Raw genomic sequence first — 14,372 nt, forward strand, 5'->3', positions numbered from 1 at the left:
TTTTTATCCAATTAATCGATTACGGTCTATCGAGTATTTGCTGGTCATAGACATGATATAGCGTGTGGAGTGATAAAGATTAACCACTTTTTTGAAGGGAGAGATTGGATGCCTACGATAAGTCTGTGTATGATGGTCAAGAACGAGGAAGAGGTTTTGGGCCGCTGTTTGGAGTCTGTTAAGGACCTTGTAGATGAGATTAATATTGTGGATACTGGCTCTACCGATCGGACCGTTGAGATTGCAAAAGAGTTCACGGACCGTGTGTTTTTCTTTGAGTGGACCGGTAGATTTACAGATGCCAGGAATGAATCATTTAAGTACGCGACCAAAGAATATACTTTTTACCTGGATGCTGATGATGTGTTATTGGAGGAAGACCGGGAAAAGTTTAAAAAATTGAAGGAAACACTGGATCCGGCGGTTGATTCTGTGTCCATGTTTTATAATGCTGGCACAGATGAATTTGGAAATGTTACGCTTCAATATCGCCGCAACCGTCTCGTGAAAACGAGCAGGAACTATAAGTGGGAAGGCGATTGTCATAACTATCTAAATGTATTTGGCCATATTATAAATTCTGATATCGCTGTCACGCATAAGAAAATCCGTCATTCGGTAGGCAGAAACTTATCTATTTACGATACAAAAATTGAAAATGGGGATGTGTTCAGTCCGCGAGATTATTTTTATTATGGAAATGAATTAAGAGAGAATGGCCATCACCAAAAGGCGATTGAAAGTTATTCGAAGAATATAGAATTAAAAGAGGGCTGGATTGAAGATAAAGTATACGCTTGTATTAACCGTGCGGACTGCTACCGGTTTGAAGGAGATACGGATAAAGAGCTGGCCTCTTTATTTGAATCCCTAAGGTTTTCAAAAACACCGAGACCTGAGATGTGCAGCAGGGTGGGGTATAATTTTCAACGAAAAAAGGAGTACAAGGCAGCTATTTATTGGTATGAATTAGCGACTACAATTGAAAATGACCCGAACAGGTGGAGCTTCAGTTATCCTGCTTATTCAACCTGGTATCCGCATCTGCAGTTATGTGTATGTTATTATAATCTGCCTGATTTTGAAAAATCCTATAAACATAATGAACTGGCAAGAAAATACCGTCCGGACGATGAGCGCGTTCTCCTTAATAAAGAACTGCTCGAAAAAAAATTAGGATTAAAAAAAGAAACGAATGCAGATACTCCTTCGTAAATGTAACATCATAAGAAAAGTCCGCCTCTTTTAAAGAGTCGGACTTTTAATGTTTAATCAGTCAAAATGCGTTCAATAGCAGATAATTCCTCTGATGAAAATTCAAGGTTTTCAAGTGTTTTAACGTTTTCTTCTATTTGACTGACCTTGCTTGCTCCAATTAAGGCAGAGGTGACCCTTCCTTCTCTAAGCACCCACGCAAGCGACATTTGAGCCAGACTTTGTCCGCGGTTTTCAGCCAGTGAATTGAGTTCCTGTACCTTACTGATCACCTCTTCTGTCACTTCATTTTCACCAAGGGCACCTGTTGACTTGGCAGCACGTGACTCTTGTGGAACGCCATTCAAATATTTGTTGGTCAAAAGTCCCTGCTGAAGAGGGCAGAAAGCAATTGACCCGACCCCATTTTCCTGAAGCACGTCCTGAACGCCGTTTTCAATCGAGCGATTCAGCATAGAATACTTTGGCTGATGGATGAGAAGAGGTGTTCCAAGATCCTTTAAAATGGAAATGGCCTGTTTTGTCTGATCCTCGTCATAGCTTGAAATTCCTACATATAAGGCTTTACCCTGCCTGACAATCTGATCAAGCGCACCCATCGTTTCTTCCATCGGTGTATCTGGATCCGGACGGTGGGAATAGAAAATATCAACATACTCAAGGCCCATTCTTTTTAAGCTTTGGTCAAGACTTGAAATTAAATATTTTTTCGAGCCCCATTCCCCGTAAGGTCCGTCCCACATGTGATAGCCTGCTTTAGATGAAATAATCAGTTCGTCGCGATACGTTGAGAAATCTGTTTTTAATAAGGAGCCGAACATTTCCTCAGCCGATCCGGGAGGCGGACCATAGTTGTTAGCCAGATCAAAGTGCGTGATGCCCAAATCAAATGCTCTCCGCAGCATCGCCCGTCCATTTTCAAAGGAGTCAACTCCTCCGAAATTGTGCCATAATCCTAAAGAAATAGCTGGAAGAAGCAAGCCGGATTGTCCGCATCGATTGTATTTCATTTCACTGTATCGGTCTTTTGAGGCTGTGTAAGCCATAGATAACTCTCCTTTACTAGGTAGTAAGAAACGAAGATTGAACGTATTATTTGAAACCGCATTCATTCCTTAATTTACTAGTTTAATGAATCCAGGAGGAGATGGAAAGCATTTTGACTTTTTTACTCGGGTTAATAAGGGTAAAATGACGTTATGTATTTAACTAAACGTTGGTTACGTAGTTTAAATCAATTAGATTCATAGAACAGGAGCAATAGGAATGAAACTTATTTCGTGGAATGTAAACGGCATTAGAGCCTGTGTGAAAAAAGGGTTTTTAGATTATTTTCACCAGGTGAATGCAGATATATTTTGTCTGCAGGAAACAAAGGTTCAGAAGGAACAGATTGATCTGCCGCTTGAAGGCTATTACCAATACTGGAATTATGCAGAGAAAAAAGGATATTCGGGAACAGCGGTGTTCACGAAAGAAAAACCGTTATCCGTTTGTTACGGACTTGGAGAAGAAAATGAAGCGGAAGGACGGATCCTTACACTGGAATTTGAGGAATTCCATTTAATAAATGTGTACACGCCTAATTCCAAAAGAGATTTATCAAGGCTTCCTTATCGTTTAGAGTGGGAGGAGCGGATGCTTGACTACATCAAAGAATTGGATAAGAAGAAGCCTGTTATTTTATGCGGAGATCTTAATGTAGCCCATCAAGAGATTGACTTAAAGAATGCGAAACCCAATCGCGGGAACTCAGGCTTTACTATAGAAGAAAGAGGGAAAATGACAGATCTGTTAGGTGCAGGGTTTGTCGATTCTTTCCGCTATTTTTATCCTGATCTTGAAGGTGCATACAGCTGGTGGTCATATATGAGTAAGGTGAGAGAGCGCAATATTGGCTGGAGAATTGACTATTTCATCGTTTCCGAAAAGCTTGAACATAAACTGAAAGACGCAGCTATTCACCCTTACGTTTTAGGAAGTGATCATTGTCCTGTTCAATTGGAAATGCAGACTCCATAAACTGCATTTGGATTGAGATCATCTTGTTTATCCACTATTGAAAGCAGGAAAAGAAAGGATAATAATGGAGGTGGAAGAAATGAACGAACGAAGTGAACCGAGAGTATGGACGAAGGAAAAAGCAAGAATCACACTGCCTGTCAGAAAAAATTCCGGACATAAAGGGACTTATGGAACGGGTCTGCTGCTTGCAGGGAGCGCAGACATGCCTGGCGCTGCTTTGCTTTCCGGGGTCGGGGCATTACGAAGCGGAATAGGAAAGCTCGTCATCGGAACGGATAAGGAAGTCATTGCTCATGCAGTATCAGCAATTCCTGAAGCAACCTATCTATCAGATGGATTGCAAAAAGCGGGAGATGGTTCAGTAGAACTTCATGACTATAAAGCCATTGCTGCCGGTCCGGGGATTGAACCCAATGACCGGACAGAAAAGGCCATACAAATGATTTTGAAGACAACATGTCCGGTGATTCTCGATGCTGGCGCTTTATCGGAGCGATCCTATGAAATGCGGGATGCGCCTACTATTTTAACACCTCATCCCGGCGAATTTTCAAGGATAACGGGATTAGAGGTGAAGGAGATTCAGGAAAACCGGGCTCTGGCTGCGTCTGAATGGGCGATGAAGTGGGAGGTCACGATTGTCCTAAAAGGCAATGAAACCGTTATTGCTTTCCCGGATGGCGAAACTTGGATAAACGCTACAGGAGACGGTGCTCTTGCAAAAGGGGGGACCGGTGATACATTGACCGGCATTATGCTGGGGATGATGTGCTGTCATGAAGATTGGCGGCATGCAGTGTTAAATGCGGTTCATCTTCATGGAGCGTGCGCGAAAAAATGGACGCTTACACGTTCTGCTCATACACTGCTGGCCCATGAAATTTGCGATCTGCTTCCGGAAGTGTGGAAAAGCTACGAATAGCAACAAGAGATAAACGCTGAGGAGCACATTCTCAGCGTTTTTATTTGTTGAGAAAACGTAATTGTATCAACTTTGTGAAATAATGCACAAAGTCATTGTGTTTTCTGTTTTATTAGATTAAGATAAAGGTATCAAATAGATGTGAAATATTTCACATACATAAAACATATCCTTAAATGTGAAAAGTTTCACAAATGAAGGAGAGAGTACGATGAGAGAAAAATGGTGGAATGGAAAAGTGGCAGCCTTTTTATGGACGATTCTTCGGGTATGGCTGGGAATTCAATGGCTTGAAGCAGGATGGGGAAAAATAACAGGAGGATTTGATGCCAACGGTTATTTACAGGGAGCAATCGCGAAAGCTGGAGGAGAAGCACCAATTGTAGCTGACTGGTATGCTGCATTTCTTGAACAGGTAGCTCTTCCAAATGTAGCGATCTTTAATATCTTAATTCCATGGGGAGAATTATTTGTTGGGCTGGGCTTAATCGTTGGTTTACTGACCGTTCCGGCTCTTGCGGCAGGTGCTTTCATGAACGTGAACTTTCTTCTTGCAGGAACGATCAGCACAAATCCTGTTTTACTAACAGCAGCCGTGCTGTTGCTCCTTGCAGGCTATGGTGCACAGCGGTTTGGTCTTGACCACTGGGCCATTCCGGCAGCAAAGAAAAAGGTGAATAATGGTCGAATGAAAGAGGCGCATACTTAATGGACAGCAGGCGTAGATAGGAAAAGCCTCCTCCTTTCATATAAAAGGGGGAGGCTGTTTAATGAATACCGGTATTTTAGGCAAATAAATGGGCAAATAGTACAATGATCGGTAAAGTAATAATCGTACGCAGGATAAAAATTAAAACTAGCTCATAAAATTTCACAGGAATATTGGAACGTAAGATTAAAATACCTATTTCAGACATGTAGATTAGCTGAGTTAAAGAAATTCCTGCAATAACAAATCGTGTAAGCTCGCTTTCGATGCCGCTGCCAAGAACGGCCGGCAGGAACATATCAGCAAAACCAACCAGGATCGTCGGTGCAGCAGCTGGGGCCTCAGGCAATCCGAAAAGTGTTAACACGGGAATAAGCGGGTACGAAATGATGTCAAATAAGGGCGTATACGTGGCGATCACTAATGCCAGTGTACCTAACGTCATAACGAGCGGAATTAATCCAAGCCAAATATCAAGAACGGTATGAATACCTTTAGCCGCAAGCTGTTTAGGACCCTCTACACGGCTTGCTTTTTTTCGTGCTTCTTGAAATCCCCACGAAAAAAGAGAAACTCCTTCAGGGACTGTGTCATCAATTCTCTTTCCCACCGGTTCATAATACGTATCCGGCTTGCGCGAGAGAGGAGGAATCCTTGGCATAATGACGGCAGCTGCGATTGAAGCAGCGGATACGGCCACATAGAAAGGAAAGAATAAATGCCCGATGCCAATGACATTCGCAACAACTAAGCTGAATGCGACAGATGCAACAGAGAAGGTGGTTGCAATAACAGCAGCTTCTCTTTTTGTATAATACCCTTCATCATACTGTTTCATGGTGACTAATACGCCAACAGGCGCTGCCCCCATCCATGAAGCCATGCAATCGATGGATGACCGTCCGGGAAGAGTGAAAAGAGGACGCATCACTTTGTTTAAAATGCTCCCTATGAACTCCATTAATCCGAATTCCACTAAAAGAGGAAGTAAAATGCCGGCAAATAAAAACCAGGTTAATAATACAGGAGCTAAATCATAGAGAACCACTCCTCCCGTATCCCTCGAAGAAATCGTCATAGGACCCATTTCAAAATAAGCCATCAAGCCAATCACAAATCCAATCACCCGAACGATAAGTCCAAAGAGATTGGTAATAAATAAACTGTTTAAAAAAAGAGACTTTTGAACAAATGCCGGTTTGACTGCAGTTGCAATCAAGCTAAAGACTGCAGATAAACCAAGCAATACTAAAATAAATGCAGGAATCCAGTCACCAAAAGAGGATTGAATAGACGAAGCAAGTATTCCGACACCTATCGTTATTTCTCCATTAAATCGTACGGGCACTAAAAACAATAAAGCACCAAGTAAAGAAGGAATAAGAAATTTCCACGTAGCTGAAGGTGAAACTGGATTTTCTTCCTTTTGTAAAGTGGACATCACTATTCCTCCTATTCGTTTTTAAGTGTACCAAGTGCCTGATCCAGCACTTGAATGCCTGTATCGATTTGTTCTTTTGTAACGGTGAGAGGCGGGATCATACGGATCACTTCGCCTGCATTGCCGCAAAGATAAAACAATACGCCGCGCTTCAGGCATTCATCCAGTACATTCATGACCGCATCTCCATCAGGCTTACCGGTGCTGATGTCCTGTAATTCAATGCCAATCATTAGACCGACTCCGCGAATCGTTTTTATTGTGCTGTGTTTTTCTTTCAGCCCTTCAAGCTGTTCCTTCGCGTACGCCCCCATGTCACGGGCTCTTTTCAGCAGCTGTTCTTCCTTCATAACTTCAAGGGAAGCAAGAGCAGCAGAGCAGGCCATGGGATTTCCTCCAAAGGTCGTTCCATGTGTGCCAAGCGGCCATTTTTCCATCAGTTCTTTTGAGGCAACAGTGGCACTGAGCGGTAAACCTGCTGCAATGCCTTTTGCGATCGCCATAATGTCCGGTGTCACGCCAAAAGTTTGAGCAGCAAACCACTCGCCTGTTCGTCCAAATCCTGTTTGTACTTCGTCAAATATAAGGAGGATGCCGTGACGGTCACAAATTTCACGAACTTTGGCGAGCCATTCTTTTGGCGGGATAATATATCCGCCTTCACCAAGAACAGGTTCTAAAATGATGCAGGCAACTTCTTCTGGTGTTACCTGATGATTAAACAACTTTTCCACGTCACGCTCGAGTTTTTCAGGGAAATAGACAGCAGGATCCTCTCCTTCCGGTAAATCTTCAGGATGAGCATAAGGAAGCTGATACGTAAGCCAGGAAGGCTGCATATATTTTCTGTATTTACTTTTAGAAGTTGAAACACTTAACGCGCCAATGGATCTGCCGTGAAAACAGCCGGTAAAAGAAACCACGTAAGGACGTTTGGTCGCATATTTGGCAAGCTTGATGCCCCCTTCAATGGCTTCAGTGCCGCTGTTGGCAAAAAAGAAGTTATCGAGTTTTGGCGGGAGGATCTGCTGCAATTCGTATGCCAGCTTTAAAATAGATTCATAGATAATGACGCCTGATGGTCCATGAAGTAAATGATCTGCACTGTCTTTAATTGCCTGCACCACTTTTGGATGACGGTGTCCGACGTTTTCTACTGCAATACCGGAAGTGAAATCAAGGTATTTTTTCCCGTCAGCTCCGTAGTAATAGCAGCCTTCCGCTTTCACTACTGGCAGGTTTGGGTGATCCTTTGCCATACTCGGTGCCAATAGATTTCCAATCGAGCCTGCAAGCTCTTGCCAATCGGGTGTTTGTTTTTGAGTCATAAGATGTCATCTCCTAAAGGTGTAGTAGAATATTTTTTTAATTTGCGCACAACAGAGGGCTGGCTGATTCCAAGTGCTGAAGCCATTTCGGTTGTGGTTCTGTACCTGTTTTTTGCATTTGTTATCACTTTACGTTCAACAAACGCTAAAATATGCGGCAGTGTTTTTCCTTCCAGATCAATCTCCATCTGTTCATCTTTAGCAGGCTGATAGTCAGGAGGCAGATCGTTAATTCGGATGGTATCCTCCTCAGACTCTATAAAACTTCTTTCTAATACATTTTTTAACTCTCTGAAATTACCATTCCAGGACAGTTGTAAAAGATGAAGGTAGAGCGTGTCGTCAATGTTTTTTTGGCGGCTGTATTTCTGGTTTAACTCGTTTAGATAAACTGTAATGGCTTTTGACAGATCTTCCGGGCGTTCTCGTAAAGGCTTTAAACAGATGGAAACAAGGTGGAGACGATAAAAGAGGTCTTCTCTAAACATTCCATTCTGCGTCAATTCTTGCAGGGAGTCCACACTCGTCGCAATCACCCGTGAAGCGTCATGGTCTTGCAGCAGTTTGGACAAAACGGATTGAGATGAGCTGGATAATTGATCGATTTCTTTCAAATAAAGCGTTCCTCCACTTGATAGTGTTAAATACCCCCGTGATTGTTCAGTACTTGTTAAAACCTCTTCAAATACTGCATCAGGTATCGAGCGGCAATCCACTTCAATGAAAGGACGATCGTTTTTTAGACTTTCAGTGTGCAGGGTTTTCGCGAGAACACTTTTGCCCGTTCCATGTTCACCGTAAATAACAACAGGTGTGTTGAACTGCTTCATTTTATAAACGGTTTTTAGAGCCTGTTTAGTAGATGGACTTTCTGCTATAAAATCTTTAATCTCCATTTGGCGGTCCCTGAAGTAAGCAAGTTCCTCTTTTGCAAGCACAATTTGGGATTCGAGGTCATTCAGGTACTCTTTCATGATCATGAGTTCTGAAAGCTCATAGGAATAACTGATAACATGCTCTACTTCAGACTGATCGTTTAAAAGAGGGATGCCGGTAATTAATACTTTTTGTCCTGACGGCGTTTTCTGAACCATGACCACTTTCTTTTTATTTTCCACAACCTGTGGTGTAATCGCTGGTGAAAAGATTCCCTGCCGTTCAAGCTCTACTACGGATCTGCCAAGCAGTTCACTAGGGGACAGTCCATAATGTTCACCGCTTTTAGGTGTTACTTTAATGATTCTTCCTTCCGCGGTTGTAATGATGATGTCTTCATCATGCATCTCCATAATTTCTTCACTTTGATTTGAGAGCAGTAATAACGGATTCATCTTCCAGCCCCTTTATTCATTTCTGTATAAGACTATACACTATTGAATAATAAAAATTCAATATAAAGTATAAATATTATTTAGTGAATAGTTTGTTATTAAAGAACGGAGGGCTCTTCTTTTAAAAGTTTATTGAAATTTTTTTTATGGTACATACTAATTGCGCACCTGGTTACATTAAAAAAAAGATGCCTGGAGGTAAAACCAATGAGCAATCGTTTCATTTTTTGTGCGCAAATTTGCTTCGCCGTTTTAATGCTTCTTGGATGCAATACGAGTCAAATAGATGAAGCAGTGGAACAAAACGATAATCCCGAAGTAGCTGATTTAGTGAATAATGATGATCAAAAAAATGCAGATGCATCTGACGGAAGATTGGAAGTATCAGAAGATGCGGCCGCTAAAATTTCTACTGTGGAGGGTGTGGAGGATGCCTGGGTATTCGTTACAAATCAAGATGCTTTTGTTGCGATTGAATTACTGAATTCAGAAGGAGAAGAAGTGCCTCAAGAGATTAAGAATGAAGTAATAAGTGAAATTGAAGCATCTGATTTGAAGGATATTGAAAATATCTACATTTCTTCGAGCCCGGAAATGAGAGATACATTTGCAGCGTATGTAAAACGAATCAAGGACGGTGACTCTGTAGAAAAACTTGCAGACGAGTTTAGGGGAGACGTAGAACGGATGATTCCGGATGTCATCTCCTATGAGGAATAACCCGGCAGGAGAGGGACGATCATCTCTTAAAATAATTGATTTTTAAACTATTTTAATTTTCAGTTTATTAAGACTTGTTGGGGGTATATGTAAAATGTATGCAAAAATTAGGTAATAGGAGGAGAATTCTTGGATAAAGAAAAGGATGAACTCACAGGTACTTCTGTTGAAGGTGCAGGCAATTCACATGATAAACGAATGGGAACAGGGGAAAATGAAGAGTCTCTAACCAATCGTCAAGGCCACCCAGTTACAGATAATCAAAATGTCAGAACGGTTGGAAACAGAGGGCCGACTACTCTGGAGAACTATGATTTTCTCGAGAAAATTTCTCATTTTGACCGTGAAAGAATTCCTGAGCGGGTCGTTCATGCCCGGGGCGCAGGTGCACACGGCTATTTTGAAACGTATGGCAAGGCCGGAGCAGAAGATGTATCTACATACACGAGAGCAAAGGTTTTTCAAGGCGCCGGCAAACAGACGCCTGTCTTCGTTCGTTTCTCTACAGTTGCAGGAGCAAAGGAATCTCCTGAAACAGCACGTGATCCAAGAGGCTTCGCCGTTAAATTTTATACTGAGGATGGAAACTGGGATTTAGTAGGGAATAATTTAAAAATCTTTTTTGTACGCGACCCCATTAAATTCCCTGATATGATCCACGCATTCAAGCCCGATCCTGTCACAAACATTCAAAATCCAGAAAGAATGTTTGATTTTGTTTCACAGTCACCAGAAGCTACTCATATGATTACATTCCTTTTTTCACCATGGGGCATTCCAGCTAATTATCGTCAGATGCAGGGATCAGGAGTGAATACGTATAAATGGGTTAATGCAGAAGGAAAAGCAGTTCTTGTAAAATATCATTGGGAGCCGCTGAGCCAGGGAATCCGAAACCTGACCCAAAAAGAAGCGGACGAAATCCAAGGAAAAAATACGAGTCACGCTACTCAGGATTTATACGAAGCGATCGACAGAGGAGAATATCCTGAATGGGAGCTTTGTGTACAGATTATGAGTGACGACGAGCATCCCGAGCTTGATTTTGATCCTCTTGATGACACGAAACTTTGGCCGACTGACAAGTTCCCGTTCCTTCCAGTTGGAAAAATGGTACTGAATAAAAATCCAGAGAACTTCTTCGCCGAAGTGGAACAGGCATCGTTTGGAACAGGTGTGCTAGTAGACGGACTTGATTTTTCTGACGATAAAATGCTGCAGGGCCGGACATTTTCATACTCAGACACCCAGCGCTACCGGGTAGGAGCAAACTATTTACAGCTGCCGATCAATGCCCCGAAAAAACGAGTGGCAACCAACCAGCGTGATGGTCAAAGCACCTACTATGTGGATGCGGCTCCAGGGAAAAACCCTCATGTAAATTATGAACCTTCTGTGCTTGATGGCTTAAAAGAATCGAAGCAGGAAGGAAAAGAACATCACCCGGCATACAATGACCGTCTTGTCAGAGAAGGCATTGACCGTCCGAACAATTTCGGCCAGGCGGGTGAAACCTACCGTAATTTCGAAGAGTGGGAGAAGGAAGAGCTCGTGAGCAATTTGGCTGATGCCCTGGCAGTGAGTCATAAAACGATACAGGAAACCATGATTGACCATTTTACACAGGCAGATGAAGAGTATGGCAGACGCGTGGCTCAAAAGCTTGAAGAAGTGCTTGCTCAAATGAAGGATATGCAGAACAATGATCAAATTGGAACAGCTGATAGTGAAAAAGCGATGTACAGCGCACAGCGCAAAAGCCACAAAGCCGATCCTTATTGAGCCGCTATTAGACGGAAAAAAATTTATCCAAGTCTGCGAATGGGGACTTTGAAAATCTGGTTACTCGTATCATTTACACCCAAAGCCGCTGTTCATTCCATTAATCTGGAGTGAACAGCGGCTTATTGTGTGTTGAATGAATTTTAATTCAGAGTATCGAAAAAAATAATACGCTCGAGTTATCATGATTCAATAATAAAACCCATATAAAAGGTGATAAAAAAAGAATTCACCTTACAATTTTTAGATTATCTGAAGAAATTAAATTATACGAAATTACTCATACCGTCATGGATGATTTAAAGAATAGGTTCATTGTAGTGTAAGGCGGGGACTCCAGCGTGAAGAAGCCGGGAGGGGTGAGACCCAAAAGATGCGGCAGCATCAACGGGGCTCACCTCCCGCCACGCAAACGGAAATGAACCGGTTTATTTTAATCCATCATGATACCTCTTATCATCCTGGGCATCGATCACTTTCAATACATGACTTAATTTCGTATCGAGAAGCAATTCTTTCTTTATAACAACTTCAAGCATCTCCTGAACACTATCGTTCACCTTGAGCAACTCCCTTAATGTAGGCTCATGTGACCGTTTAGTCAGAGTCCCAAGTACGTACTGAATTTTTTCTGCTTCGGCATTGACGATGTGGGCGAGACTTAATTCTTCCATTCCAATTGAGGCTAAAAGCAGATTGATTACGTCATCCCGATCAATCGTTATGGAAGGTGTTATATTTGGAATAGTTGATTGAGACACAGCAAAACTCCCCTTCAGATCATAAATAGCACCTCAAACCATTAATCTTTGAGGTCCCGGCATTTTTCTAAGCATTTACCTTTCCAGCTGGCAGCTTTTTTACTGCCGGCTCCTTTAGATAGTAAATGATAAGTATGATGATCGCCCAATTTCAGACAGGTCTCAAAAGAGGATAGAGCTTCTTTGAACTGCTGCAGATGAAACAAAGCAATTCCTTTATAAAAGTGCAGATCCACATAATCCGGGTAAAGGTCTATCGCTTTTTCAATTCCCTTTACCGCTCCTTCATAACTTCCTGTTTCGATTAAGATGGCGTACTTTAATTTATAAAGTAAAGAGGGAGGTTTTCGCATTTGCTTCAGGAAAAGAATGATCGATAAATTAACACATTGAAAGGCTTCAGGGTAATTTTCCTGCCTGTAATATTCACTCGCCAGATGATATTCCATCCAGGGACTGTGGTCAGGCTCTGCGATCTCTAGCTGCAGATGCAACAGGTTCCTGGCTCCTTTATTTTTTTGATGAACAACATCATCCAAATAGCCATAATGGTGAATTGGCAATGAGTAGGGCTCCGGCTCTGAATCGGCGAGAAGGGGTGGGAGTTGAAGCGTTTCATGAATGCGATTTTTAAACGTAATGCCGGCATTGTTTTTAAATAGGCGAGGCTGATAGTAAATGTGCACGTTGTCGGAATCAATGGAATGGGACTGGCCAGCGTAATTGTAGACAGGTAAAGATAGCATTGAGGCTTGTGTCGTACCTAAGTGCTGTAGGAAATTTTCTTTATCACATGACCCTAATTCTTCGTCACCGTCGAGCCAAAGGATCCAGTCCCTGGTACAAAATGACAGTGCATAATTACGTGCTGCTGCAAAATCCTGTGTCCATTCAAAAGAATGAATTTGTGCATTGAACGATTTGCAAATCGCTATCGTTTCATCCGTCGAGCCGGTATCGACAATGATTATTTCGTCTGCCAGCAAGGAAGCGCTCTTTAAACATTTTTTAATACGGCTTGCTTCATTTTTAACGATCATACACAAAGTGACAGAAGGAAGGTCACGATTTTTCATCTATTCACTCCTTTTGAATCAGTCGTTCCATCCGTTCAAGGGCAGGCGAGCCAAGGAGGAGCTGTTGCAGGGGATTCAATTATGATGCGAACATTATCACGCCGCGGATAATAAGCCATTAACAGAAGGATTAAACGGTCACATTGCGATTGAGTGGTTTTTGATAAGGTTCCCAGATGACGAAGGCGGCTCTTTAATTCGTAAAGCAGCTCCCGGATTTGCAACTGCTGCTTTTCATCAAATGGCAGTGTAAAAGGACCATCTGTTTTTTCCCGTATCTCTTTTGATACAATCGTTTCATGCAAATTTGATAAAAGGGTGAGTGAGATCATCAGGTTTTGTTCAGCACATTTTTTCTTTGGTGTACAATCATGTTCAGATAACAGTAATTCAGCTGCTTCAATCAAAAATGAAACAAACGCTTTTATAAAAAGATCATATTCTGTCCTTTTCATTTGTTTTAACGCGTGCTGGCTCATGTTAAAGCCACCTCCGATTGGCAAACGCCTCCTTGTAAAAAGGGGTTAATTCAGGTAGCGCGGTGTTTTTACACAGCCCTTGCAATCTTTCTTCCCACAGTCCTGACACGCCTTTTTGCATTTTTCTTCACAATGCTCTTTGCCGCAATACTTGCAATTGGTGTAAGCCATGGGCTTCTTGTAGTCATCCCGGCAGCCAGGTTTACGTTCCTTATCGCAATCTTTGCAGTGCTTTTTGGAACAATCCTCTTTATCGTCAAGTTCTAAGACGTCTTCAAGCTTCAACTCAAGCAATAGTTGAGATTTAACTACAGTTCGAAGCATTTTGTTGATACTCTTATTCATTTCCAGATAGTCATTAGGATGCTTTGGACACAATTTTAAAAAGTGCTGCAGTTTTTCGCCTTCTGCGTTTAAAATATGTGATAATCCAATTTCTTCAAGAGCAATGGACGACAACAATAAATTAATCGTATCGCAGCGATTCAGGGAAATTTGAGGGGTGATATTCGGTATATTTGGCATCGACATCTACTTCACCACTTTCTATCTTGTTTGACGTTTGAACAGGTGTAAGTAAGGA

The 14,372-nt window shown here is 42.0% G+C and carries 14 protein-coding genes; 6 read left to right on the forward strand and 8 right to left on the reverse strand.

Going from position 1 to position 14,372, the window contains the following annotated elements; all coding sequences use genetic code 11:
* The first annotated feature begins 108 nt into the window (after positions 1-108).
* Positions 109-1,215 (forward strand): glycosyltransferase, encoded by a 1,107-nt coding sequence (locus KR50_RS11335; RefSeq protein WP_041058478.1) that lies wholly within the window; start codon positions 109-111, stop codon positions 1,213-1,215.
* 53 nt (positions 1,216-1,268) lie between these two features.
* Here KR50_RS11335 and mgrA read toward each other — a convergent pair whose 3' ends face one another.
* Positions 1,269-2,261 (reverse strand): L-glyceraldehyde 3-phosphate reductase, encoded by a 993-nt coding sequence (mgrA, locus tag KR50_RS11340; protein ID WP_041058480.1) that lies wholly within the window; start codon positions 2,259-2,261, stop codon positions 1,269-1,271.
* Between the two features lie 220 nt (positions 2,262-2,481).
* Here mgrA and xth point away from each other — a divergent pair, with 220 nt between their 5' ends.
* The 3 genes from xth to KR50_RS11355 all read left to right on the forward strand — a co-directional run bounded on the left by xth (position 2,482) and on the right by KR50_RS11355 (position 4,871).
* On the forward strand, positions 2,482-3,237 hold the full coding sequence (gene xth, locus KR50_RS11345) for an exodeoxyribonuclease III (RefSeq protein WP_041058482.1): 756 nt from the start codon (positions 2,482-2,484) through the stop codon (positions 3,235-3,237).
* Between the two features lie 79 nt (positions 3,238-3,316).
* Positions 3,317-4,162 carry an NAD(P)H-hydrate dehydratase gene (locus tag KR50_RS11350; protein WP_041058483.1) on the forward strand — a complete coding sequence of 282 codons (846 nt, stop codon included), beginning with the start codon at positions 3,317-3,319 and terminating at the stop codon, positions 4,160-4,162.
* Positions 4,163-4,373: 211 nt separating this feature from the next.
* Positions 4,374-4,871, forward strand: a complete 498-nt coding sequence (locus tag KR50_RS11355; protein ID WP_041058485.1) for a DoxX family protein — start codon at positions 4,374-4,376, stop codon at positions 4,869-4,871.
* A 76-nt stretch (positions 4,872-4,947) separates the two neighbouring features.
* On the opposite strand, the gene KR50_RS11360 is transcribed toward KR50_RS11355, so the two are convergent.
* The 3 genes from KR50_RS11360 to KR50_RS11370 are packed head-to-tail and all read right to left on the reverse strand — an operon-like array spanning position 4,948 to position 8,971.
* Positions 4,948-6,312 (reverse strand): YjiH family protein, encoded by a 1,365-nt coding sequence (locus tag KR50_RS11360; protein ID WP_041058487.1) that lies wholly within the window; start codon positions 6,310-6,312, stop codon positions 4,948-4,950.
* Positions 6,313-6,323: 11 nt separating this feature from the next.
* Complete coding sequence (locus tag KR50_RS11365) at positions 6,324-7,640, reverse strand: aspartate aminotransferase family protein (protein ID WP_041058489.1); 1,317 nt, start codon at positions 7,638-7,640, stop codon at positions 6,324-6,326.
* Positions 7,637-8,971 (reverse strand): sigma 54-interacting transcriptional regulator, encoded by a 1,335-nt coding sequence (locus tag KR50_RS11370; RefSeq protein WP_041058491.1) that lies wholly within the window; start codon positions 8,969-8,971, stop codon positions 7,637-7,639. The genes KR50_RS11365 and KR50_RS11370 overlap by 4 nt, the downstream gene beginning before the upstream one ends.
* Positions 8,972-9,178: 207 nt before the next feature.
* Here KR50_RS11370 and KR50_RS11375 point away from each other — a divergent pair, with 207 nt between their 5' ends.
* Both KR50_RS11375 and KR50_RS11380 read left to right on the forward strand, forming a co-directional pair.
* A complete protein-coding gene (locus KR50_RS11375; RefSeq protein WP_041058492.1) occupies positions 9,179-9,691 on the forward strand; it encodes a YhcN/YlaJ family sporulation lipoprotein in 513 nt (170 codons plus the stop codon).
* 198 nt (positions 9,692-9,889) lie between these two features.
* Positions 9,890-11,473: a catalase gene (locus KR50_RS11380; RefSeq protein WP_052477066.1), complete on the forward strand. Its 1,584-nt coding sequence runs from the start codon at positions 9,890-9,892 to the stop codon at positions 11,471-11,473.
* 428 nt (positions 11,474-11,901) lie between these two features.
* Here KR50_RS11380 and KR50_RS11385 read toward each other — a convergent pair whose 3' ends face one another.
* From KR50_RS11385 to KR50_RS11400, 4 genes are read right to left on the reverse strand one after another with little or no spacing between them, the layout of a single operon-like run.
* The gene (locus tag KR50_RS11385) at positions 11,902-12,234 is read right to left on the reverse strand and encodes a hypothetical protein (RefSeq protein ID WP_041058496.1); all 333 of its coding nucleotides are present in this window, start codon (positions 12,232-12,234) and stop codon (positions 11,902-11,904) included.
* 41 nt (positions 12,235-12,275) lie between these two features.
* The gene (locus KR50_RS11390; RefSeq protein WP_041058499.1) at positions 12,276-13,310 is read right to left on the reverse strand and encodes a glycosyltransferase; all 1,035 of its coding nucleotides are present in this window, start codon (positions 13,308-13,310) and stop codon (positions 12,276-12,278) included.
* A 35-nt stretch (positions 13,311-13,345) separates the two neighbouring features.
* Positions 13,346-13,789 (reverse strand): hypothetical protein, encoded by a 444-nt coding sequence (locus KR50_RS11395; protein ID WP_041058507.1) that lies wholly within the window; start codon positions 13,787-13,789, stop codon positions 13,346-13,348.
* 45 nt (positions 13,790-13,834) lie between these two features.
* Positions 13,835-14,320 (reverse strand): hypothetical protein, encoded by a 486-nt coding sequence (locus KR50_RS11400; protein WP_041058510.1) that lies wholly within the window; start codon positions 14,318-14,320, stop codon positions 13,835-13,837.
* Between the last annotated feature and the right edge of the window lie 52 nt (positions 14,321-14,372).

Origin of the sequence: Jeotgalibacillus campisalis (assembly GCF_000829515.1) — a bacterium.
GTDB lineage: Bacteria > Bacillota > Bacilli > Bacillales > Jeotgalibacillaceae > Jeotgalibacillus > Jeotgalibacillus campisalis.

What these genes read in the sequence shown, in the direction of transcription:
- KR50_RS11335 (WP_041058478.1), top strand. Translation starts at nt 109, where the DNA reads ATGCCTACGATAAGTCTGTGTATGATGGTCAAGAACGAGGAAGAGGTT.
- mgrA (WP_041058480.1), bottom strand. Translation starts at nt 2,261, where the DNA reads ATGGCTTACACAGCCTCAAAAGACCGATACAGTGAAATGAAATACAAT.
- xth (WP_041058482.1), top strand. Translation starts at nt 2,482, where the DNA reads ATGAAACTTATTTCGTGGAATGTAAACGGCATTAGAGCCTGTGTGAAA.
- KR50_RS11350 (WP_041058483.1), top strand. Translation starts at nt 3,317, where the DNA reads ATGAACGAACGAAGTGAACCGAGAGTATGGACGAAGGAAAAAGCAAGA.
- KR50_RS11355 (WP_041058485.1), top strand. Translation starts at nt 4,374, where the DNA reads ATGAGAGAAAAATGGTGGAATGGAAAAGTGGCAGCCTTTTTATGGACG.
- KR50_RS11360 (WP_041058487.1), bottom strand. Translation starts at nt 6,312, where the DNA reads ATGTCCACTTTACAAAAGGAAGAAAATCCAGTTTCACCTTCAGCTACG.
- KR50_RS11365 (WP_041058489.1), bottom strand. Translation starts at nt 7,640, where the DNA reads ATGACTCAAAAACAAACACCCGATTGGCAAGAGCTTGCAGGCTCGATT.
- KR50_RS11370 (WP_041058491.1), bottom strand. Translation starts at nt 8,971, where the DNA reads ATGAATCCGTTATTACTGCTCTCAAATCAAAGTGAAGAAATTATGGAG.
- KR50_RS11375 (WP_041058492.1), top strand. Translation starts at nt 9,179, where the DNA reads ATGAGCAATCGTTTCATTTTTTGTGCGCAAATTTGCTTCGCCGTTTTA.
- KR50_RS11380 (WP_052477066.1), top strand. Translation starts at nt 9,890, where the DNA reads ATGGGAACAGGGGAAAATGAAGAGTCTCTAACCAATCGTCAAGGCCAC.
- KR50_RS11390 (WP_041058499.1), bottom strand. Translation starts at nt 13,310, where the DNA reads ATGAAAAATCGTGACCTTCCTTCTGTCACTTTGTGTATGATCGTTAAA.
- KR50_RS11395 (WP_041058507.1), bottom strand. Translation starts at nt 13,789, where the DNA reads ATGAGCCAGCACGCGTTAAAACAAATGAAAAGGACAGAATATGATCTT.
- KR50_RS11400 (WP_041058510.1), bottom strand. Translation starts at nt 14,320, where the DNA reads ATGTCGATGCCAAATATACCGAATATCACCCCTCAAATTTCCCTGAAT.